General features: G+C 59.8%; 20 protein-coding genes. 11 read left to right on the forward strand and 9 right to left on the reverse strand.

The features are described 5' to 3' along the window. Nucleotides 1-50 precede the first annotated feature (50 nt). The gene (locus ACSBPU_RS04300) at nt 51-1,031 is read right to left on the reverse strand and encodes a TRAP transporter substrate-binding protein (protein WP_442595901.1); all 981 of its coding nucleotides are present in this window, start codon (nt 1,029-1,031) and stop codon (nt 51-53) included. A gap of 262 nt (nt 1,032-1,293) precedes the next feature. Further along, complete coding sequence (locus tag ACSBPU_RS04305; RefSeq protein ID WP_442595903.1) at nt 1,294-2,115, reverse strand: sterol desaturase family protein; 822 nt, start codon at nt 2,113-2,115, stop codon at nt 1,294-1,296. A gap of 120 nt (nt 2,116-2,235) precedes the next feature. Here ACSBPU_RS04305 and ACSBPU_RS04310 point away from each other — a divergent pair, with 120 nt between their 5' ends. Beyond that, nucleotides 2,236-2,961 (forward strand): TetR/AcrR family transcriptional regulator, encoded by a 726-nt coding sequence (locus tag ACSBPU_RS04310; protein ID WP_442595905.1) that lies wholly within the window; start codon nt 2,236-2,238, stop codon nt 2,959-2,961. A 14-nt stretch (nt 2,962-2,975) separates the two neighbouring features. On the opposite strand, the gene ACSBPU_RS04315 is transcribed toward ACSBPU_RS04310, so the two are convergent. The 4 genes from ACSBPU_RS04315 to ACSBPU_RS04330 all read right to left on the reverse strand — a co-directional run bounded on the left by ACSBPU_RS04315 (nt 2,976) and on the right by ACSBPU_RS04330 (nt 4,886). Next, a complete protein-coding gene (locus tag ACSBPU_RS04315) occupies nt 2,976-3,497 on the reverse strand; it encodes a helix-turn-helix domain-containing protein (RefSeq protein ID WP_442595907.1) in 522 nt (173 codons plus the stop codon). Between the two features lie 358 nt (nt 3,498-3,855). Continuing rightward, nucleotides 3,856-4,293: a D-aminoacyl-tRNA deacylase gene (gene dtd, locus ACSBPU_RS04320; RefSeq protein ID WP_442595909.1), complete on the reverse strand. Its 438-nt coding sequence runs from the start codon at nt 4,291-4,293 to the stop codon at nt 3,856-3,858. Beyond that, the gene (locus ACSBPU_RS04325; RefSeq protein WP_442595911.1) at nt 4,290-4,640 is read right to left on the reverse strand and encodes a GFA family protein; all 351 of its coding nucleotides are present in this window, start codon (nt 4,638-4,640) and stop codon (nt 4,290-4,292) included. The genes dtd and ACSBPU_RS04325 overlap by 4 nt, the downstream gene beginning before the upstream one ends. Before the next feature lie 9 nt (nt 4,641-4,649). Beyond that, complete coding sequence (locus ACSBPU_RS04330; RefSeq protein WP_442595913.1) at nt 4,650-4,886, reverse strand: hypothetical protein; 237 nt, start codon at nt 4,884-4,886, stop codon at nt 4,650-4,652. Between the two features lie 321 nt (nt 4,887-5,207). Here ACSBPU_RS04330 and ACSBPU_RS04335 point away from each other — a divergent pair, with 321 nt between their 5' ends. Then, nucleotides 5,208-6,011 (forward strand): META domain-containing protein, encoded by an 804-nt coding sequence (locus tag ACSBPU_RS04335; RefSeq protein ID WP_442595915.1) that lies wholly within the window; start codon nt 5,208-5,210, stop codon nt 6,009-6,011. A 47-nt stretch (nt 6,012-6,058) separates the two neighbouring features. Here ACSBPU_RS04335 and ACSBPU_RS04340 read toward each other — a convergent pair whose 3' ends face one another. After that, entirely contained in the window at nt 6,059-6,256 is a 198-nt protein-coding gene (locus ACSBPU_RS04340; protein ID WP_442595917.1) for a hypothetical protein, read from the reverse strand. A 125-nt stretch (nt 6,257-6,381) separates the two neighbouring features. Here ACSBPU_RS04340 and ACSBPU_RS04345 point away from each other — a divergent pair, with 125 nt between their 5' ends. Beyond that, a complete protein-coding gene (locus ACSBPU_RS04345) occupies nt 6,382-8,055 on the forward strand; it encodes an ABC-F family ATP-binding cassette domain-containing protein (protein ID WP_442595919.1) in 1,674 nt (557 codons plus the stop codon). 45 nt (nt 8,056-8,100) lie between these two features. Then, nucleotides 8,101-10,023 carry an amidohydrolase gene (locus tag ACSBPU_RS04350; RefSeq protein WP_442595921.1) on the forward strand — a complete coding sequence of 641 codons (1,923 nt, stop codon included), beginning with the start codon at nt 8,101-8,103 and terminating at the stop codon, nt 10,021-10,023. A 71-nt stretch (nt 10,024-10,094) separates the two neighbouring features. On the opposite strand, the gene ACSBPU_RS04355 is transcribed toward ACSBPU_RS04350, so the two are convergent. Both ACSBPU_RS04355 and ACSBPU_RS04360 read right to left on the reverse strand, forming a co-directional pair. Beyond that, nucleotides 10,095-11,681, reverse strand: coding sequence for a sensor domain-containing diguanylate cyclase (locus ACSBPU_RS04355; protein ID WP_442595923.1), 1,587 nt, complete (start codon nt 11,679-11,681; stop codon nt 10,095-10,097). Between the two features lie 182 nt (nt 11,682-11,863). Continuing rightward, a complete protein-coding gene (locus ACSBPU_RS04360; protein ID WP_442595925.1) occupies nt 11,864-12,775 on the reverse strand; it encodes a LysR substrate-binding domain-containing protein in 912 nt (303 codons plus the stop codon). Between the two features lie 168 nt (nt 12,776-12,943). Between ACSBPU_RS04360 and ACSBPU_RS04365 the strand changes: the two genes are divergently transcribed. From ACSBPU_RS04365 to alkB, 7 genes are all read left to right on the forward strand, one after another. Continuing rightward, nucleotides 12,944-13,927, forward strand: coding sequence for a Bug family tripartite tricarboxylate transporter substrate binding protein (locus ACSBPU_RS04365; protein WP_442595927.1), 984 nt, complete (start codon nt 12,944-12,946; stop codon nt 13,925-13,927). A 6-nt stretch (nt 13,928-13,933) separates the two neighbouring features. Beyond that, complete coding sequence (locus ACSBPU_RS04370; protein WP_442595929.1) at nt 13,934-15,229, forward strand: amidase; 1,296 nt, start codon at nt 13,934-13,936, stop codon at nt 15,227-15,229. A gap of 112 nt (nt 15,230-15,341) precedes the next feature. Further along, nucleotides 15,342-15,887, forward strand: a complete 546-nt coding sequence (locus tag ACSBPU_RS04375) for a ferritin-like domain-containing protein (RefSeq protein WP_442595931.1) — start codon at nt 15,342-15,344, stop codon at nt 15,885-15,887. 119 nt (nt 15,888-16,006) lie between these two features. Next, nucleotides 16,007-17,029 (forward strand): D-2-hydroxyacid dehydrogenase, encoded by a 1,023-nt coding sequence (locus tag ACSBPU_RS04380; protein ID WP_442598544.1) that lies wholly within the window; start codon nt 16,007-16,009, stop codon nt 17,027-17,029. Next, nucleotides 17,026-18,501 (forward strand): amidase, encoded by a 1,476-nt coding sequence (locus tag ACSBPU_RS04385; RefSeq protein ID WP_442595933.1) that lies wholly within the window; start codon nt 17,026-17,028, stop codon nt 18,499-18,501. Before ACSBPU_RS04380 ends, ACSBPU_RS04385 begins: the two co-directional genes overlap by 4 nt. A 98-nt stretch (nt 18,502-18,599) precedes the next feature. Continuing rightward, nucleotides 18,600-19,364 carry a 2OG-Fe(II) oxygenase gene (locus ACSBPU_RS04390; protein ID WP_442595935.1) on the forward strand — a complete coding sequence of 255 codons (765 nt, stop codon included), beginning with the start codon at nt 18,600-18,602 and terminating at the stop codon, nt 19,362-19,364. Nucleotides 19,365-19,380: 16 nt separating this feature from the next. Then, nucleotides 19,381-20,028, forward strand: coding sequence for a DNA oxidative demethylase AlkB (gene alkB, locus ACSBPU_RS04395; RefSeq protein ID WP_442595937.1), 648 nt, complete (start codon nt 19,381-19,383; stop codon nt 20,026-20,028). Nucleotides 20,029-20,086: the final 58 nt, after the last annotated feature.

Here is a 20,086-nt window from a genome sequence, read left to right on the forward strand (position 1 = left end):
ATGTGAGCGTTCCGCTCGGGAACGCTCAACACACAAGGGAGTGGGCATCCTTACTTGATGGCGGCGGCTTCTTTGCGCAGATCGGCCAGGATCGGGGTGCGCTTGATCCAGATTTCTTCCCACTTCTGGGGCACATCGCCGAAGAGCTCCGGTCCCACCTTGACGACCTTGACCTTCTTCGTGTCTTCGATGTTCTTGAGCATCTCGCCTTCGACCGTGGCGTAGGTGGCGAACAGGCTGTTCAGGTGCTTGCGCGCGGTGGCGGCGATCAACTCGCGGTCGGCCGGCGGCAGTTGCTGCCACACGCGCCCCGACATCAGGCCCACGACCGGGAACATCATGTGGTTCGAGTGCACCAGCGTATTGCCGCGCTCGTAGAACTTCATCCGCCACACCAGCTCGAGGTCCGCATCCACGCCGTCGACCTGGCCGTTGGCCAGCGAGTCGTAGACGTCGGTCAGCGGCATCGGGGTCGAAGCCGCACCCAGCAACTGATAGAAGTCGCGCACCGGCGGGAACGGCGTGATGCGCATCTTGCGGCCCTTCAGGTCGACGCCGCTGTTGGTCGGGAAGGCATTGAGCATCAGGCGCATCGCCGCTACGCCATAGCCGAAGCCGACGGCGCCGATTTCACGGGGCAGGCGTTGCAGCATCTTTTGCGCGGTCGGACCGTTGAGCAGGACTTCGGCCTGTTGCGGGCTGTTGACCAGGAACGGAGCGAACAGCGCGCTCATGTCCGGCACGCGGTTGGTCACTTCGGCGGCGGTCATGAAAGCCATGTCGAGTGCGCCGGTCTGCAGTTGCTGCATCATCTGCGCTTCGTTGCCCAACTGGCCGGCCGGGAAGGTGCTGACCGAATACTTGCCGTTGGATTTCTGCTTGAGCTCCTCGCCCATCGCGTTGGCGGCCTTGGTCCACTCGTGGGTGGCCGGCACGATCAGGCCCAGGCGCAGTTCCTTCGCCCCGGCAGCGGCGCTCAGGGTCGCGCCGGCGGCCACGGCAAGAATGGTTAACAGTTTTTTGAATTGCATCGTCTTCTCCTAGGAATTGACGAGCGCTCGGGCGCTCTTTTTGTTTCGCTTCTTGTGTCGGCCGGATGCTGCGAAGCGCACCTCGTCCATTTATGTGCAATGCACTTTACAGGTGCATCCGTTTGAGGGCATTGCCCCAGGCTCTGCATTTTTGCCATAGAGTCTGGATCGATGTGCGACTGCAGCATCGGCATTGCCTCGCCTGCAACGCCGAAAAGCCGCGCACTGCCCTCAAGGGATGGCCGCACCATCGACAAAGGCTTCAGGCGCGGCGCGCCTCTTGCGCCGCCTGTCCGCCCGCGGAACCGGCTTCGGCGGCGGCCGTGGCCCGTTCGGCCTGCTGCGCGGCGAGCTTGGCCTTGTCCTCCGGCTTGCGCGCCTCGTCCGACATGCCGTTGAACAACGTGGCCAGCACGCCCTTGTTCAGGTCGCTGGTGCCGAACAGCGCGTCGCAGATCGGGAAGGTCAGGTTGAAATTGCGGGTGTGCATGAAGTCCGGGTTGTGATGCAGGACATGCATGCGCCGCACCGTGTTGACCAGCGGGATGCGGTCGAGGATCGGATGCTCCAGATGCGACAGCGTGTGCAGGCCCTCATACATCAGGAAATAGGCTGCCATCGTCAGCACCGCGATGTAGCCGGCATTGGCCGACCACAGCGTGCCGATCAGGATCGCCGGCGGCAGCGCGGCGAGCACGAACAGGATGGGTGCGAACGGCGGAAACAGCAGCGCGCGCCATTCCTTCTGGCCGTCGTATTCCAGCGTCTTGTGCGAGAAGAACTGGTGATGGGTCGCCACGTGACGCTTGTAGGCGGACTTGAGCCAGCTCTTGGGGCTGTGCAGCAGATAGCGGTGTCCCGCCCATTCGGCCCAGTTCCCGAACAGGAACATCGGCACGACCACGTACACCCACTCCTGCCAGCTCACGTTTTCGAGCTGCATCGCGCAATACCAGAGCACGCCTATCGTAAAGACCAGCGTGAAGCCCAGATGCATCTCGCCCCGGTACCAGCCCGGCGTGGACTCGACATACTGCTTCCTGAATGCCCGGGAGCGGGCGACAATTTCCTGTTCGCGGCTCATGATCTTCCTTTCAACTCGACTTGTTTTTCAAATCAGAGGCGGCGCTGCGGCTTGTACCTCTGGTCTCCACACCCATATTTAAGTACACTTACTTAAATAAGTCTATACCCTTAACTAAACATGTCTACAGTCAAACCCCTCCGTTCGGACGGCAAGGAAACACGGGACAAGATGAAGGCCGTGGCCCAGCGGCTGTTCGCGCTGCACGGCATCGACGGCGTTTCGGCCACCGACATCGTTGCGGCGACCGGCCAGAGGAACAAGGCCTCGGTGCAATACCACTTCGGGTCGAAGGAAGCGCTGATCGGCGAACTGCTGGTCGATGGCGCGAAGAAGGTGGATGCATTCCGCCAGGAAATGCTGGACGAGATGGCGGCCACGGGCAAGCCGCCTACCGTGCGCGAAGTGCTAGGCGCCTTCATCCTGCCGGTGCATCGCTTGACCGTGACCGAGGCGGAGGGCGGCACCTACCTGCGCTTCCTCTCCAACGTGCAATCGACCCACCGCCCGCTGTTCCGTCAGTACATCGGCAATCAATGGAACACCGGCTATCGCCGCTGTCTGCAGCATTTCCGCGAACTGCTCGCGCACCTTCCCGGGCCGCTGCTGGAGCAGCGCCTGTCGCTGGTGGCGATCTATACGACTGCCGTGCTTTCGATCAAGGAAGCGCCGCTGGACGAGGCGCATTCGCCGAGCCGGCTATGGCTGCCGGAATTCACGCTCGACAACATCCTCGACACCTTCCAGGCCATGCTCGAATGCGCGCCCTCTGCCGCCACGCTGGCGGGGTTGCCGGGTCAACTGGAAAACGGCGCCGCGAAGTCTTCGCGCACACGCAAGGAATAGGCCGGGCGGCGCGTTCAGGCCGAGCCGTACACCTGCACCACGCGCCGGTACTCGCTCGGCGTCACGCCGAAATGCCCGCGGATGAAGCGGGTGAAATGGCCCTGGTCGGAGAAGCCGAGTTCCTCGGCCAGGCGGCCCAGGCTGGAGCGCTCCTGCTCGGCCAGGCGGCGGCAGGCGGCTTCCGCGCGCAGCGTATTGACGAATACGTGCGGCGTCATGCCGGTGGCGCGGCGGAAGCGCACGAAGAACTGCGCGCGCGACAGATGGGCGGAAGCCGCCAGCTTGTCCACGTCCAGCGACTGGCCGAGATTGTCGCGGATGTAGCCGATCGCGCGCTGGATGCGGGAGTCCGGCAACTGCAACCCTTCCGGCCGGACCAGATCGTCGATGCGCTTCAGGGACGAATACTGCTCGCTGATGGCCAGCATCAGTTCGAACAGCGCGCTTTCGAGGCGCTCCTGCGTCATCGGGATCAGCGACAGCATCTCGCCGATCAGTTCGTCGGCCAGCTTGCGGATGTGCGGCGTGATCTCCACGCACGGGCGAGGGAAAAAGCCGGGATGGCCGGATATGGTATCATTCCGGCCCCTTTATGGTGTCAGGCACACTTCCCCATAATCGGGGGATCAGGGCATTCATCCCATTGCGGTTAATTACACCGTTCCAGCCGCATTGAGCCACGACCCGCATGCGATGATTCTCAAAATTCCTGAGTCCATACGCTCGGCGTGCGATTGTCGTGCTTCTTATTTTCTATGGTTGGCGCCAAGCCGGGATGGTTTTACTGCCGCTCGAAATGACCTTGGGCTGAATCAGAAAATGGACGTTTGGATGACTGGTCGCTGCGGCTCTCCATATTTAGGCAACTGGCTGCTTCTGGTTCACGGCCGGCAGCTATAGCTGGATCGGAATCGTGACGGGGCCGTCGTTGACCAGATTGACTTGCATGTTTGCGCCAAAGGCACCGGTTTCCACAATCGGATGCAATTTGCGGGCTGCTTGCACAAAATAGTCGTACAGTCTTTCACCGGTTTTGGGGTCGGCCGCGCCGGTGAAGCCGGGCCGGTTGCCGCTCCAGACATCGGCGGCCAGTGTGAACTGGCTGACAATCAACAAACCGCCTTCAACGTCCTGAATGCTGCGGTTCATCTTGCCCGCTGCATCACTAAAAACGCGCAATTTGAGCAGCTTGGCCAGCAAGCGGTCGGCGGTCGATTCGGTATCAGCCGTTTCGGCACAAATCAGCACCAGCAATCCTTTGCTGATGCGGCCCGCGATAAGGTCGTCAATAGACACGGAGGCTTGGCTGACACGTTGGATGACTGCCTTCATGCTTTCGCACCATCGTAGTGCTGGAGTTCCAGGGCATCAAGGTTGATTGACGGTACGCAGCGTAGGTTGACGGCGCGAACTGCAGAGCCGTCCGGGTTAGCTCCATAGGCGAAGGGCTCGGTGCCGCAGTGCTGGCAAAACCGATGTTCGATTTTGTGCGTGTTGAACTTATAGGAGCGAAGGGCTTCTTCGCCCTGCATCAATACGAATTGCTCTGCGGGAAAGAAGGACAACAACAGCCCTTTTCGTCGGCAGTGAGAACAATTGCAACTAATGGCCTTGGTGGGCAGCTGAGCGTCAACTTTGAATTTAACAGTCCCACAGTGACAGCTTCCTTCGAATGGCATTGAGATTCCTTACTTTGCGTCGTCCAGCCGATCAAGGATCGCGAGGGCTCTCTCGCGATCAGCAGCGGCTGCCGGCTTCTTGAAGCGCATTTCCACGTCGAATGCAGCAATGGCCTGGGCGGGTGCCGGTACCCGCAGCTCTTTCCAGGGCATTGCCAAATAGCGGCAAATACCTGCCACGCAGAATACGGCGTAGTACTTCACGTGCAGCGCCGCCCTCTGATCGAAGGGTGGAGACAAATACATTGTATCCCCCCTGAGTAGGAATTCAGTGGGTCATTACAGATTTGGTATGCTCGACTCGTGTCATTCCTATAAAGGCCGGCCATGATCATTGGTATACGCAGCATTGCAACTTTGGGCCCTCGTGTCGATCGGACAAGAACTCGCCGCCGCGGCAAATGGTTGCTTCACGGCTTCGCGGCTGCAAGCTGCCTGGCGGCATTCTCTGCTCACGCAGCGCCTTCCGGCGCCCTGCGGGTTACGGAAATAACAGAGGCGACACATCCATTTCAAACCCTGTATTGCGCGCGATTGCCTATCCAGACGCGTCTGGTCGGAACGTCAATGGAGGTGGTTGTACGGGGCAAGAGCCGGATCCTTGCCCCAGTGATCGCCGCTTCGGGTGCGCGCTATCAGTTGCCGGGGGATCCCGATACCCAGTTCTGGGGCAAGGGACCATTGGCCACGGTCACATGGTCTGGCGAAGCGCTGCCGCAGTGCGCGCCCGCGGGTACCGTGATTCCGCCTTTCCAGGCTTCGAGCAACGAGCCATTCTGGGCGGTTGACTACGATGGATGGCAACTGACGTTGCGCGAACCCGGCAAGCCACCGCGCGTGGTCGATGCGCAGGTGCTCGAGACGCGACCTGACGGCCAGACCATAGGTGGAGGCGACGGACAAAATACGGTGCGGCTACGCGTGGATGACGGTATCTGCGTAGACAGCATGAGCGGCATGCCGCGGCCGCAGCGCGTTACTCTGCAAGAGGAAGGCGAATCCCGGCAGGGTTGCGGTGGGGATCCGTCGCGTTTGCTGCAAGGCGTCGCCTGGAAGGTGTTCGATATATCCGGCAAGCCGGTCGCAGCGAGTCCGTCGATCTGGATTTCATTCCTGCCCGAGGGGCGGGTTGCGGGCAGTACTGGGTGCAATCGCTTTTTTGGCGCTTATACCCTGACGGGAGAAGGCTTGGTCATAGACAAGGTGGGCAGCACTCGAATGGCCTGCGCGCCGGCGCAGATGGAGTGGGAGCAGCGATTCACGCAGCATCTGCTCGCGGTGCGCGGTTTCGGCTTCGATGCCAAAGGGGCGCTCATCCTGAAAGGCGACACGGGCGAATTGCGCGCTCTGGCGGATGCGAGCGCTCAGTAAAATGCTGGGCGTCTTTGTAGAGCAGCTAACGCTGAAATGGGCCGTAGTCAGTTCAACGCTTCTGCGGCCGCTTCTTCAGGCGTCAGTCCGTTATAAAACTGGTCGGTAAACCATTCAGCCTGCTCTTCGATGTGCTCCTGTGCCTGACGCAACGTTGCACCACCGGCCACCAGGAAACCCTCGACCTCCATGCACCATTCAATTAGCGCTACCTCGTCCGGATCTGGCTTGCTTTTCTTTTTCATAGGTGCTCCTTTGCTTTAACCTGCGCCATGCGCACTCTACCCAATATACGGAACAAATCGGGCAAATGCTACAATTTTTGCCCTCTTAAGCGGCTTCCGCCGCATCCCGCGCAGGCCTGCACTTAATGATTATCTTAAAAAACGTGACCTTGCGTCGCGGCAGCAAAGTATTGCTCGATCAAACTTCCATCAACCTCAACCCTGGTGAGAAGGTGGGTTTAGTCGGTCGCAATGGCGCGGGCAAGTCCTCCTTGTTCGCGGTACTCAATGGCACGCTGCATGAGGACAGCGGCGAGTTTTCCATGCCGACGCAGTGGCGCTTGTCGCAGGTAGCACAGGACATGCCCGAAACCGAGCAAAGCGCAACCGATTTCGTGGTGGCAGGCGATACCCTCTTGCAAGCGGCAGAAGCCGAAGTCGCCGCATCGGAAGCCAGCGACGATGGCATGCGCATGGCCCACGCCTATATGGCGCTGCATGACGCCGGTGCACACGATGCCCCCTCACGCGCGCAGGCGCTGATTCTGGGGCTCGGTTTCAGCGCAAGCGAGCTTGAACGGCCGGTAAACAGCTTCTCGGGCGGATGGCGCATGCGCCTGCAGTTGGCGCGCGCGCTGATGTGTCCGTCGGATCTGTTGCTGCTGGACGAGCCGACCAACCATTTGGATCTGGACGCGCTGGTGTGGCTCGAAGCCTGGCTCAAGGGCTATGCCGGCACGATGGTGGTCATAAGCCATGACCGGGAATTCCTGGATGCCGTCACCAACGTTACCTTGCACATAGACCATGGCAAGCTGGTCCGCTATGGTGGAAATTACAGCAAGTTTGAGGACATGCGGGCGGAACAAATGGTGCTCCAACAGGCGGCACACGCCAAACAACAGGAAAAGGTCGCGCACCTGCAGAAGTTCATTGACCGTTTCAAGGCAAAAGCCAGCAAGGCCAAGCAGGCCCAGAGCCGCGTCAAGGCGCTTGAACGCATGGAGAAGATTGCGCCCGTCCTGGCCGACGCCGAGTTCCAGTTCGAATTCAAAGAGCCTTTGAGCCTGCCCAACCCCATGCTATCGATGTCGGAGGCCAGCTGTGGCTATCCGCCGCCCGATGATGCTCCGGCCGACGCAAAGCCGACCGTCATCGTACGGAACGTCAAGCGTTCCGTCTTGGCCGGGCAGCGCATCGGCATTCTTGGCGCCAATGGACAAGGCAAATCCACGCTGGTCAAGACCATTGCCGGCGCGTTGCGACCGATCTCCGGCGAAATCATCACAGGGAAAGGCCTGAGTATTGGGTATTTCTCGCAGCAGGAGCTGGATGTTCTCAGGCCTGCCGACAATCCGCTTGAGCATATGATCCGCCTGGCGCGGGACACGCCGGCCAGCGTGCGCCCAAGCGCGACGGACTGCCGCGAGCAGGGGCTGCGCAATTTCCTGGGTACATTCAACTTCAGCGGCGACATGGTCAAGCAGCCGGTGGGCAGCATGAGCGGTGGCGAAAAAGCGCGCCTGGTTTTATGCATGATCGTTTGGCAGCGTCCCAACCTGCTGTTGCTGGACGAGCCGACCAACCACCTGGACCTGGCTACCCGCGAAGCTCTGAGCGTAGCCTTGAACGAGTTCGAAGGCTCGGTGATGCTGGTCAGCCATGACCGCGCATTGCTTCGTTCCGTCTGTGACGAGTTCTGGCTGGTGGCGCAAGGCGGAGTTAAAGACTTCGAAGGTGACCTGGATGATTACCAGGTCTATTTGCTGGAGGAAGCCAAGCGTCAGCGGGAGGCCGCGGCATCTCGGAAGGCCGCCTGATCCAAGTGGACTGTGTTACGGTTCGTCGTTGCAAGGGAGATTATCATGCGTCAAAGAGAAACGAAATTGGAACGGATGACCAGTATTGCGATCCATAGCTTGGCTACATTGTTAGGCACTCTGTTACTGAGCCAAGCCGCCATAGGTGCGGAGGCGGCTGATCAGATTTGGTCAGGAGGCACGGTGCTGACCATGAATGACGACCAGCCCCGCGTTGAGGCCGTTGCCGTGAAAGACGGACAGATTCTTGCATTGGGATCCCTTGACGAGGTCGAGCAGTACAAAGGTAAAGAGACGACGATGCAGGATTTGGCAGGGCGAACTCTGCTGCCCGGGTTCGTCGATGCGCATGGCCATGCATTCATGATCGGGCTTCAAGCTATTTCTGCCAATCTTTTATCTGCGCCTGACGGAAATGTCACAGACATCGGTAGCCTGAAAAAGACGCTTGAGAAATGGTCGAAAGACCATGGCGACACCCGCAAAGCTATCGGCATGATTATGGGTTTTGGGTACGATGATGCCCAGTTGGCCGAGCAAAGACATCCTACTCGATGGGATCTGGACGTTGTTTCCAACGATGTGCCAGTGCTCATAATCCATCAGTCCGGACACCTTGGCGTGATGAACAGCAAGGCTTTGGAACTGGCCGGAATCACGGCGGACACGAAAAACCCTGATGGCGGTATCATCCGCCGCGATGCCAACTCGCAGGAGCCCAACGGCATACTGGAAGAAGCGGCTTTTTTTAGTGCTCTGGCTAAGCAGTTCAGCAAGATGACCGCAGCCCAGGCGCAATCATTGTTCGAGCAGGGTGCGCAATTGCTCAGCCAGTATGGATACACCACAGGTCAAGAGGGGCGGGCAACCTCTGCGATCGTGCCTTTGATGCAGGCCGCGGCAACCGCGGGGCGTATTCCCATCGATGTGGTGACATATGTGGATGTCATGGAAAATCGGGACTTTATCGTCAAGAACGCCAGTCAGACATATACCGACGGCTTCAGAATCGGTGGAGCGAAACTGACTATAGACGGTTCCCCACAGGGGTTCACCGCATTTCGGGATCGCCCCTATTACAATCCGCCCGCCGGCTATCGCGCTGACTATCGCGGATACCCGGCCGTCACGGCGGACGAAACCTTCGATGCAATCGAGTGGGCGTATGCCAACGATGTGCAGATCATTACTCACGCAAATGGCGAAGCCGCCTCCGATCTGCTATTGGCTGCCGTCAGAACAGCGAAAGCAAAACATCCATCCAAGGATCGCCGTGCTGTACTGATTCACGGTCAGTTTCTACGTAAAGATCAAGTTGCCAGCCTGGATGAGCTGGATATATTTCCATCCTTGTTTCCCATGCATACCTTCTATTGGGGCGATTGGCATCGTGTTCGTACCGTTGGCCCTGTGAATGCCGATAATATTTCACCTACAGGCTGGGTGCGCGAAAGGGGCATGATGTTTTCGACCCACCACGATGCGCCGGTCGCGTTTCCGGATTCCATGCGTGTGCTCTCAGCGACAGTCACGCGTCGAACGCGCTCTGGCGACATTCTGGGGCCGGACCAACGCGTGGATGTCATGACGGCCCTCAAAGCCATGACGATCTGGCCGGCCTACCAACACTTCGAGGAAAGCAAAAAGGGTTCTATCGAGCGTGGCAAGCTGGCTGATTTCGTGATCCTTTCCATGGACCCGACGGTAGTTGATCCGGAAACCCTGCATCAAGTGAAAGTGAGCCAAACGATAAAGAACGGGAAGACCATTTATCGTCGGGGCGACTCGGATGATGATAGCGTCCAGTCTGCGAACGCTGCGGCGGGTGACGTCTTGGGACGTATGCTGAACCATTGGCAGCGCACTAACGAAGAGCGGGATGGCAATGATCACAATCACGGACCCGACCTGCTGATGACCGCCATACTGTCCGGCCTTGCGCCATCCCAGGCTGATCTGAAGCATTGATTCTTCGCTGTGCAGGAAGATCTCCGACTACTTCTGGCTGTCTCGAAACCATTTGGGACATGGGGAAGGCACTACGCCATACGTATGCAGTTGCGCCCGGCCGCCTTTGCGCGGTAAAGGGCGGCGTCTGCCCGAACCAGCGACTCGTGAATATCGTCGCCATGCGTGGGATAACAAGCAACTCCAAGGGAGATGGTTACTCTTCCTACGTTGTCGAAGGACGCTCTTTCTATGGTGGACTGTAATCGTTCCGCAAAACGCATTGCCGCCTCGATGTCTGTTTCAGGCAATAAGATAACGAATTCTTCCCCACCCATGCGGGCAACTATATCTTCCCTACGTGCTTCGGCCATAATCAAGACAGAAATGGCCTTAAGTACTTCATCGCCAACGGCATGGCCAAACTTATCATTGACAGCTTTAAAGTAATCAAGGTCGATCATCACAACGGCCACAGTCTGTGCCGTTCTCGTCAGTTTCTCGATCGCTATGTCCAGGCCTCTGCGGTTGATTACGCGGGTGAGCGGGTCAGTTGAACCATCCAAGCGGAGTTTTCGTATCCGGCTGCTGACCGCAGAGAAGCTGTGCATCAAAGCTTTTTGGATCATGGCCGCTTCTACGTACCAGCTCTTGATGAAGCAAATACGTGAAAAGTTGGCTCGGTCGTCCATATTGGCTGCGACTTCAGCAAGCTCACGCAAAGGAAAGGCGATAAATCGCGACAGCCACCAAATGGCCAGCAGGCTAATGCCCAACAACGGCAGCGAATAGTAAAACGTCTTCAAAAGCAGTTCGTCAATATTGGATAACGCGAACTCGATAGGCCGGTGGGTGACAACACCCCAGTTTGCGAACGGTATTGGTGCGTAGCTGACGAGCTGTCCATGCGAATCAGTATCGTCCACGCGTTGCGTTCCTGCCTCTCCGCACAGCACCATCTGAACAGGTTGCGTGTCTTTAAGCGAAAGTCCAATTAGATGCTGGTTCGGGTGGTATGCAATCGTCCCCTTCTCGTCCACGATGTAGAAATAGGATCCGTCCTGATAATGCAGTTGGTCCAGCGCGTTCTGCAATGCGCTGGAGCCTTGTAAGTGCACTGCGCCGCCGACAAAACCGGCATAGCTGCCATGGGGCGAAAATATCGGATGGGCAATGATGCTCAGCCACTGGCCGCCCGGACCTTTGAGGGCGCCACTGATTGCTGTCGCTTCCTTCGCATCAAGCAGCTGCCGAGCTTGAAAAGCCTGAAGCCCGGCGCCCACCAAGAATTCGCTTTCAGGCCTGGCGGCGGTTATCTTTCCTGATGAGTCCACTGCGATAATGGTATTGAAGGCATCAGTAATGCTGGCAAGCTGGTCGAGCTCCTTGCGTATGACTGCAGGATCCAGTCCGCTTTCAGCTACGTCAAGCGCAGCGGCTTCAAGGGCTTGTGCCGATTTTCTAAGAAACGAATCCGCTAATTGCGCCAGCCTGCCGGCGTAATCGCGGTTCGTGTCCGCACTATGCTGAAGTAACAAGCCATGCTGAACCCGATAGGCGGCGTGCAGGCTGTTGCCTACGGCCACGATTACAAAGAACAGACACATCCATAAGATAAGATGTTGCAGGTCGATGCGGGAAGGCGGCTTGGGGAATTCTTTTGGTTTGCGGTTAACCACTGGTCGAGTAGAAGAAAGTGGGCGATGGTGCCCATTCTAGCCTTGACGGCGGTTGCTCCGGGTGACCCCGTCCCGTCTTTTTCGATCCAAGGTAACTTGAGACAATGGCCTCTTCGATAGCGAGAGGCATATAAAGAAGACGCCATACAGTGCCGTGGTGCGCTACTTCAAACTGCACTGCGCTAGCCGACCTCGTCAGCCGCCGTACCCGCATGCCTCAGTGCTTCGCACAAAGCGGGAACGGCTGGGTTGACCCCATCCTTCCTATAAGCCAGGTACAGAGTGGACCGCAAGGTATGGCGTGCTTTGAGCGGCAGGTACTTTACGCCGCCCGGGCGTAGTTCGCTGACCGACCCTGGCACGACGGCGGCGCCGATACCGGCTTCGACGAGCGCGAGCAGTGTGGGCAATACGCTTTCCATGACATAGTCGGGCGTCAGCCCATTCCGTGCGAACAAGGATGCCAGCAGCGTGTGAAAGTACGCCGACGTGCTGCGCGCGAAACCAATGAGTGGCACAGCGGCCAGTTCTTCGATGGGAATGCTGCGGCGGGATGACCAGGCATGCCGCAACGGCAGCGCCACCACCAGGGGTTCAGTATCCACGGGTTCAAGGTGCAGTCCCTCGGCCTGGCTGTCGGACGTATGGCGCATGACGGCCACGTCGAGCCTTTCCTGCGCGAGCAGGGCGCGCAAGTGCCCGGTATCGGCTTCCGTCATGGAGAGCTGTACGTCCGGCCGATATTCTCTGTAGGCGCCCACCGCTGCCGGAACGAGCCGGTACGCCGCCGTGGGCGTGAACCCCATGCGCAGCAAGCCCGCTTCGCCCGTGGCGACGCGGCGGGCGGTGGCGAGCGCTGCCTCGCCGTCGTCCATGAGCCGCTGCATGGCGTCGCGCATGGCTTCGCCGGCGGGGGTCAGGCGCACGCTGCGCGTAGAGCGTTCCAGCAAGGTGACGCCAACGCGCTCTTCGAAGAGGCGCACCTGCTGGCTGAGCGGGGGCTGTGTCATATGCAGGCGCCGTGCTGCCCGTCCGAAATGCAGTTCTTGGGCCACCGCCATGAAGGCGAGCATCTGTCGCGAATAGAGCGCCATGGCTTTCCCTATTAGGTCGATTTTTATATTGATAAGGCTTGAATTTTATATTGGATGGAACAAATGGAACGGCTTAAGATCGCTGCTGCAGGAATCAGCGAACCCGCCCGCCGTAGCATCCCGCGCGTCCGGCGCCGCCGCTGCCACCATCAACCCGAGGAGCCTCATATGAAAAGCCACGCCAGTCGTTTTGCCGCGCTTGCCGCCACGTTCGCGCTGTCCATGAGCGCCGCGTCAATCGCACACGCCCAGACCGCCGACTATCCCTACAAGCCCATCCGCGTGATCGTGCCTTTCGGCGCGGGCAGCGTGACGGATCAACTCGCCCGTACTGTAGGTTCCGGACTGGCCGAAGCGCTGGGGCAATCCGTTGTGGTGGAGAACCGGCCGGGCGCCGGCGGCAATATCGGCGCGGGCTTTGTCGCCACGAGCGCGCCCGATGGCTATACGCTGCTGATGGGCGCTGCGAGCACCAACGCCATCAATCCCAGCCTGTACAAGAACTTGCGATTCGACCCATTGAAGGATTTCGTGCCGGTCGCCAACGTAGCCTCGGTAACCAATGTGCTGGTCGTAAACCCCGAACTGAAAGTCGGAACCGTGACGGAACTGATCAAGGCCTTGAAGAACGGCTCGTACAGCTACGCTTCCGGAGGCGCGGGCGGCAGCCAGCATCTGTCCGCCGAGCTTTTCAAGTCCATGTCGTCCACAGACATGGTGCACATCCCGTACAAGGGCGGCAGCGAGCCCATACCTGATCTCATCAGCAACCGCGTGCAGGTCATGTTCTGCAACCTGCCCGTCTGCCTGCCGCATATCAAATCGGGCAAGCTCGTGGCTTTGGGCGTGACATCAAGCAAGCGTTCGCCGCTGCTTCCCGAAGTGCCCACCATCGCCGAAGCAGGTCTGCCGGGATACTCGGTAGACGGTTGGTTCGCCTTGTTCGCCCCGGCCAAAGTTCCCGCTGAAATCGTTGCCCGCCTGCATGATGAAACCGCCAAGCTGCTGGCGAAGCCCGAAGTACAGGAACAGATCCGTCGGCAAGGCGCGGAACCCAACCAGAGCACCCAGGCGGAATTCGCCAAATTCGTGCAAGCCGAGCATGACAAGTGGGCAAAAGTGATCCAGGACGCCAACATTCGCATCGAGTAAGCCGTAATGCGTGCAAACAGCCCATTCCCGTCGATTGCGCAGGCCCTTGAACAGATCGAGGCGGGCGAACTTCGCGCGCGCGATCTGGCCGAGCATTGTCTTGAGCGTATCGAAGCCCGCGACCCCGAAGTCAAGGCCTTCGTCGCGCATGATGCGGGCCGGGTACGGGCCGGGGCCGATGCGGTGGATGCCGGCGTATGCAAGGGGCTGCTGCGCGGGATTCCCTATGCGGTCAAAGACGTCATCGAAACCGCCGAGTACCCCACAGGCTACGGCTCCCACCTCTACACAGGCAACCGCAGCGCGCGGGATGCCGCCTGCGTCGCCTTGTCCAAAGAAGAGGGGGCTGTCTTGCTGGGCAAGGTGGTCACCAGCGAATTCGCCACGCAGACACCAGGCCCCACTTGTAACCCTCTGAACCTTGCGCATACGCCGGGCGGCTCGTCCAGCGGCTCAGCCGCCGCGGTGGCCGATGGCATGGCCATGGTCGCCTGGGGCACGCAGACGACGGGCTCCATCACGCGGCCTGCGGTCTATTGCGGTGTCGTGGGATACAAGCCCAGCTTCGGGCTGGTATCCACCGCGGGTGTCAATGTGCTGAGTCCTTCGCAGGATACCGTGGGTGTCCTGGCCCGCAGCGCGGCCGATGCCGCAGCTCTCGTGCTCGGCATCCACGGCCGGCGTTATGAATCGGCCTCGGAAGATGTCCGCTATACGGTGGGAGTATGCCTGTCCTCGCAATGGCGGCACGCCAGCGCGCAGGCGATCGACACCTTGCGCAACTGGACCGCGAAACTGGAGGCTGCAGGCATCGGGGTAAAGGAATTGGCGCTGCCTCCGGCGTATGAGGCCTTGATCGCCGACCAAGGGCGGCTGGTCGCCTACGAAGGCCGCCAGGCCCTGGCCTACGAGCGCATCACGGCAAATGCACAGATCAGCCTGCGGCTTCGCGAACGTCTGGCGGGCGGCAGCCTGATCGGCCTGGATGAGTATCTGGCCATGCAGCAGCGCGCATTCGCCCTGCGCTGTGGGGTAGATGGACTCTTCGACGGTATCGACGCACTCGTCTACCCCGCGGCGGACGATGAAGCGGAAGAGGGCATTCTTCAATCCGGATCGCCGCGATTCGGCGCACTGTGGACCTTGCTCCACTTACCCACGGTTGCACTGCCCCTGGACGTCGGCCGCCGCGGCTTGCCGCTGGGGGTGCAACTGGTGGGCCGCCCTCGACGGGATCTGTCTTTGCTGCAGTTGGCAGAGCACGCATCGGCGTTCAGTCCTTGGCTGATGGGTGTACGGTAGTGTCGCGGAAACACCGGTTTGCGCATTGACGCTTATCTTTACAAACTGTAAAGAAACGCGATGCTGAAGGCGCTACCCTTTAAGAGGTCTACCAACTCTTAGAAGGACAGCCATGACGACAACATCAAATCAAGCGACCGACACCCTGAGCCTGGACGAAGAGGCAATTTCCAAGGCTCGCTCCTGTCTTAGCGAGGGCGCGGTCACGCCGAGCATACAGCCCTATGCCGAGCAGATCTGTAAGCTGCTCAATGATGCGCTCGCGACCGAATGGGTATGCGTGCTGCGCTATCGTCGACACTATTTCACGGCCCAAGGCCTGGAGTCGCCCGCCATTGCCGAGGAATTCCTGGTGCATGCCACGCAGGAACAGGAGCACGCCGACAAGCTCTCCGAGCGTATCGTGCAATTGGGTGGCGAACCCAAGCTGGACCCTGCGAGCTTCTCCGCGCGTAGTCATGCCGATTACGACGAATCGACCGATCTGAAAGACATGATCCGCGCCAATCTCGTGGCTGAGCGGGTGATTGTCGAAGTCTATCGTCAAATGATTGGTATCATCGGCGACAAGGATCCAACCACGACGCAAATGCTCAAGAGCATCCTGGCCGACGAGGAAGAACACGCTGACGAGCTGTCGGACTGGCTGGAAAAGTAGCCGAAGCGCGGTCTTCCTTCAGGTCGCAAGCGGCATGGCGCGTCGCCGGCAAAGGGGTCGCGCCGGCCCGACGCCTTTCTGCCTATATACTCTAAAGCTCCTTCTCCGGAGTAAAAGTGATGCATATCCTGGTGACCCAGGAATTCGCAAGAGAATATGGACAGCATGTGCTCTCCATCGCCCCTTCTGGCAGCCAGCTGGTCTGTCTGGACCCGACTCGGGATGAGCCTCCCGCAAAGCTGGAAAAGGCGGACATTGCCTTCCTGTCATTGGACCTGATGGGCGGGCAGGACACTGTCGGCGCTCATCCGCGGCTTAGGGCTTTTTCAAGAGTAATAGAGCAGGTGCCCCGGTTACGATGGCTTCACACCCAGGCGGCCGGTGCAGATCGGCCCGTGCTGCAGGATGCGCTGCGCAGAGGAGTGATCGTCACGACATCTTCGGGCGTCACCTCGGAGACCGTGGCGCATACGGCAATTGCCGGCATGCTTGCGCTGGCGCGGGGTGTGCCGGATTGGGTTTCCGCCCAGTCCAGAAAGGCATGGTCCACGCCGGCTCGTGCTCATTGGCCCCGGGATATCAACGGCAGCAAGGCATTGATCATCGGCACGGGGCCTATTGGCCAAGCAATCGCCCGCATTCTGAAGGCCATGGCGGTGCGCGTAAGCGGCGTCAGGCGAAGCCAGGACTTGTTGCCGGGATTTGACCGCATGTTGAGTTTCGATCAGGGCGGCTCGGCGTTGCCCGATGTGGATTGGATTTTTCTTGCCTGCCCCTTGAACGACCGGACACGTGGCTTGGTCGACCGCGAATTCCTGGCAAGGCTTGCCCCGCACGCCTGCCTTATCAACGTGGCTCGCGGCGAAGTGGTCATAGACGGCGCGGTGCAGTCCGCTTTACATGCCGGAAGCCTTGGAGGCTATTACAGCGACGTCTTCAAAGACGAGCCATTGGCGGCGGCATCGGAGTGGTGGGAAACACCGAGAACGCTGATTTCCTCCCATCTCGCAGCATTGTCCCAGGGGTATGGCGCCCGAGCGGCGAATGCTTTCTTTGAGAACCTCGAGCGCTATGTGCAAGGCGAGCCTTTGCGCAATGTCGTGGCGGCTCCAATTGCATCAGGATCCATAAAGCCTTTATGAACATTCGATCCGCATCCGTCGTCGAACTCGACGCCGTCTCGCTGTCCCATGCCATTGCAGGCCGTGCGCTTTCTTGCGTAGAGGTCCTGCAGGCCTATCTGGATCATATCGAGCGCCTCAATCCGCTGGTCAACGCCATTGTTGCGCCGGTCGATGCAGATGCGCTGATGAAGCAGGCTCGAAGCCTGGATGACGAGCTGGCGCGCGGGCACTGGAGAGGGCCGCTGCATGGGCTGCCGCAGGCGCCGAAGGACATACTGCCGGTCGCTGGCATGGTCACCACCCGTGGCTCGCCGATCTTTGCCGGGCAGGTCGCTGCAACCGATGCGATCATTTTCGAACGCGCGCGCGCAGGCGGCGCAATTTTCATTGGCCGCAGCAATTCCCCGGAGTTCGGTCTGGGCGGGCATACCTACAATCCTGTGTACGGCAAGACGCGCAACGCCTTCAATACCGCTTTTTCGGCGGGCGGCAGCAGTGGCGGTGCGGCGGTCGCCGTCGCGCTGCGCATGTTGCCCGTCGCTGATGGTTCCGACATGATGGGATCGCTGCGCACGCCGGCAGCCTTCAATAACGTATATGGCTTCCGGACCACTTTCGGCTGCGTGCCATACGGCCCTGCGGACGAGGTCTTTTTTCAGCAGTTCAGCGTGGCTGGCCCCATGGCGCGAAACGTCGCCGATCTGGCGATGCTATTGGGAGTTCAGGCCGGCTTCGATGCCCGAACGCCGCTTACGCGTCGCGGGTCGGGGTTGGATCAGCCGTTTCAAGTTCCGTCGCGCGACTGGCGCGGCGTACGTATCGGCTGGCTGGGCGATCTCGACGGCCGCCTGCCGATGGAGCCCGGTCTCCTCGAAACCTGCGCGCAAGCGCTTGCGCATTTCGAGGTGCTGGGTTGCCGCGTGGAACCGCTGCCGCTGGATTTCGACCTTGAGCGTCTATGGCGGGCCTGGATCGATTTGCGCAGCTTCTGCGTGAGCGGTGCGAATGCCGCCCTGTACGCGGATCCGAGCACTCGATCGAAGCTTAAGCCCGAAGCCGTCTGGGAAATCGAGCGCGGCCTGCAGCTGAGCGGCCCTCAGGTTTACGAGGCATTGAAGGTGCGCAGCGCCTGGTATCAGCATCTGCATGCCCTGTTCGAACACGTCGACTTCCTTGTGTTGCCGGCCACGCAAGTATTTCCCTTCGAGGCCGAGCTGGACTGGCCCCATTCCATAGGCGGGCACGAAATGGCGACCTATCACCGCTGGATGGAGGTCACCATTCCCGCAACCATGGCGGGGCTTCCGGCCCTCGCGGCCCCGGCAGGCCTGGGCCCGCATGGATTGCCGGCCGGTATCCAGATCATCGGGCCTGCACATGCCGACGCCGCCGTGCTGCAGATCGGAGATGCCTACGATAAGGCAAGCGGCTATTCCCGTCTTCGAAGCCCGCTGCTCGAAGGAGACCTTTCGGGGAAGTCAGCGCGCTAGAGGGCACCTAGAAAAGTTCAATCGCAAGGAACGGGAATCTCAACGGCCGCTGGGACGCCTACACTGGCATTATCTTCAGAAAACACGACTGATGCGCAATGAGCCCTTTCCTTATCGCTTGCAAGTACGACTCCCGCAGGTCTGGAGGCGAAGCTTGTACAGCACTTTCACAACTGGACTCCTTCGACTGGGGGGCCATCGAGCAATCGCTTGGTGAACATGGCAATGCGGTCTTGCCTCGCCTGTTGTCGGTGAATCAGTGCAAGGAAGTCTCCGCCCTTTACCCGCGTGAAGAAGGCTTTCGCTCGCGTATCGTGATGGCGCGGCACGGCTTTGGCCGCGGTGAATACAAGTATTTCGCCTACCCATTGCCACCCTTGCTCGATCAATTGCGCCATGCACTGTATCTTCGGCTTGCGCCGATCGCCAATCGCTGGAACCGCCAGCTGGGTGTCGGCATACGCTATCCGGACGAGCTCGACAGCTTCCTGGAGCGATGCCACGAAGCAGGCCAGGTACGTCCAACGCCCCTCATTCTTCAATACGGTCCAGGTGACTACAACTGCCTGCACCAGGACCTGTACGGAGAGCATGTATTCCCCTTGCAGGTCGCTGTCCTGCTTTCCGAGCCAGGCAGAGATTTCACCGGTGGAGAATTCGTAATGACGGAGAGCTCGGCAAGAGGCCAGCGGGCCGACGTCGTGGCGCTGCAGCAAGGCGACGCGGTGGCTTTCACGGTCAACCAGCGGCCGGCCGCCGGAAAACGCGCCGGCACGCGCAAGGTTGCGATGCGCCATGGCGTCAGCCGCCTGCGCAGCGGCAAACGGTACACCGTTGGATTGATTTTCCATGACGCCCGGTAAGGAACACGCAAAAGCCATGAATCTCGATCTTTTTCACGATGCCGATTCAGGCCGGCGCGAACGTATCGGGCCTTCAGCTTTTGTCTTGCGAGGATTCGCGTTGCCATATGTCGATGAGTTGTTGCCGGCTATCTCCGGCATCGAAGCGGCTGCGCCGTTTCGCAACATGGTGACGCCGGGCGGCTTCACCATGTCCGTAGCTCTGACCAATTGCGGCGCTCTGGGCTGGACGACGGACCGGCGGGGCTACCGTTATACGGATATTGATCCCGACACTTCGAGACCATGGCCGGCGATGCCCATCCCGTTTGCCCGACTCGCGCGCGAGGCCGCAGCGGCGGCGGGCTTCGCCGGCTTCGAGCCAGACGCCTGCTTGATCAATCGCTACCTGCCCGGCTCAAGAATGTCCCTGCATCAGGACAGGGACGAACGGGATTTTTCTGCTCCGATCGTATCTGTATCGCTCGGCATGCCGGCCATTTTTTTGTTCGGAGGCCACGAGCGGGCCGACAAAGCGGCGAAAGTGCAGCTCTATCATGGCGACGTCGTGGTATGGGGAGGCGAGGACCGTCTGAGATATCACGGCGTGATGCCGCTCAAGCATGGTTCCCATCCTTTACTGGGCAGCACTCGCATCAACTTTACCTTTCGCAAGGCGGGATAGAGGGGTCAGACCCCATAAGGGGTCTGACCCCATGACGCCGCCACAGCCCAGGTCCCAT

Source organism: Parapusillimonas sp. JC17 (genome assembly GCF_052180245.1).
GTDB lineage: Bacteria > Pseudomonadota > Gammaproteobacteria > Burkholderiales > Burkholderiaceae_B > Parapusillimonas.

Bases quoted from the DNA above. Each gene is read 5' to 3' on its own strand.
- ACSBPU_RS04300 (WP_442595901.1), bottom strand. From the start codon at position 1,031: ATGCAATTCAAAAAACTGTTAACCATTCTTGCCGTGGCCGCCGGCGCG.
- ACSBPU_RS04305 (WP_442595903.1), bottom strand. From the start codon at position 2,115: ATGAGCCGCGAACAGGAAATTGTCGCCCGCTCCCGGGCATTCAGGAAG.
- ACSBPU_RS04310 (WP_442595905.1), top strand. From the start codon at position 2,236: ATGTCTACAGTCAAACCCCTCCGTTCGGACGGCAAGGAAACACGGGAC.
- dtd (WP_442595909.1), bottom strand. From the start codon at position 4,293: ATGAAGGCAGTCATCCAACGTGTCAGCCAAGCCTCCGTGTCTATTGAC.
- ACSBPU_RS04325 (WP_442595911.1), bottom strand. From the start codon at position 4,640: ATGCCATTCGAAGGAAGCTGTCACTGTGGGACTGTTAAATTCAAAGTT.
- ACSBPU_RS04330 (WP_442595913.1), bottom strand. From the start codon at position 4,886: ATGTATTTGTCTCCACCCTTCGATCAGAGGGCGGCGCTGCACGTGAAG.
- ACSBPU_RS04335 (WP_442595915.1), top strand. From the start codon at position 5,208: ATGGAGGTGGTTGTACGGGGCAAGAGCCGGATCCTTGCCCCAGTGATC.
- ACSBPU_RS04340 (WP_442595917.1), bottom strand. From the start codon at position 6,256: ATGAAAAAGAAAAGCAAGCCAGATCCGGACGAGGTAGCGCTAATTGAA.
- ACSBPU_RS04345 (WP_442595919.1), top strand. From the start codon at position 6,382: ATGATTATCTTAAAAAACGTGACCTTGCGTCGCGGCAGCAAAGTATTG.
- ACSBPU_RS04350 (WP_442595921.1), top strand. From the start codon at position 8,101: ATGCGTCAAAGAGAAACGAAATTGGAACGGATGACCAGTATTGCGATC.
- ACSBPU_RS04360 (WP_442595925.1), bottom strand. From the start codon at position 12,775: ATGGCGCTCTATTCGCGACAGATGCTCGCCTTCATGGCGGTGGCCCAA.
- ACSBPU_RS04365 (WP_442595927.1), top strand. From the start codon at position 12,944: ATGAAAAGCCACGCCAGTCGTTTTGCCGCGCTTGCCGCCACGTTCGCG.
- ACSBPU_RS04370 (WP_442595929.1), top strand. From the start codon at position 13,934: ATGCGTGCAAACAGCCCATTCCCGTCGATTGCGCAGGCCCTTGAACAG.
- ACSBPU_RS04375 (WP_442595931.1), top strand. From the start codon at position 15,342: ATGACGACAACATCAAATCAAGCGACCGACACCCTGAGCCTGGACGAA.
- ACSBPU_RS04380 (WP_442598544.1), top strand. From the start codon at position 16,007: ATGCATATCCTGGTGACCCAGGAATTCGCAAGAGAATATGGACAGCAT.
- ACSBPU_RS04385 (WP_442595933.1), top strand. From the start codon at position 17,026: ATGAACATTCGATCCGCATCCGTCGTCGAACTCGACGCCGTCTCGCTG.
- ACSBPU_RS04390 (WP_442595935.1), top strand. From the start codon at position 18,600: ATGAGCCCTTTCCTTATCGCTTGCAAGTACGACTCCCGCAGGTCTGGA.
- alkB (WP_442595937.1), top strand. From the start codon at position 19,381: ATGAATCTCGATCTTTTTCACGATGCCGATTCAGGCCGGCGCGAACGT.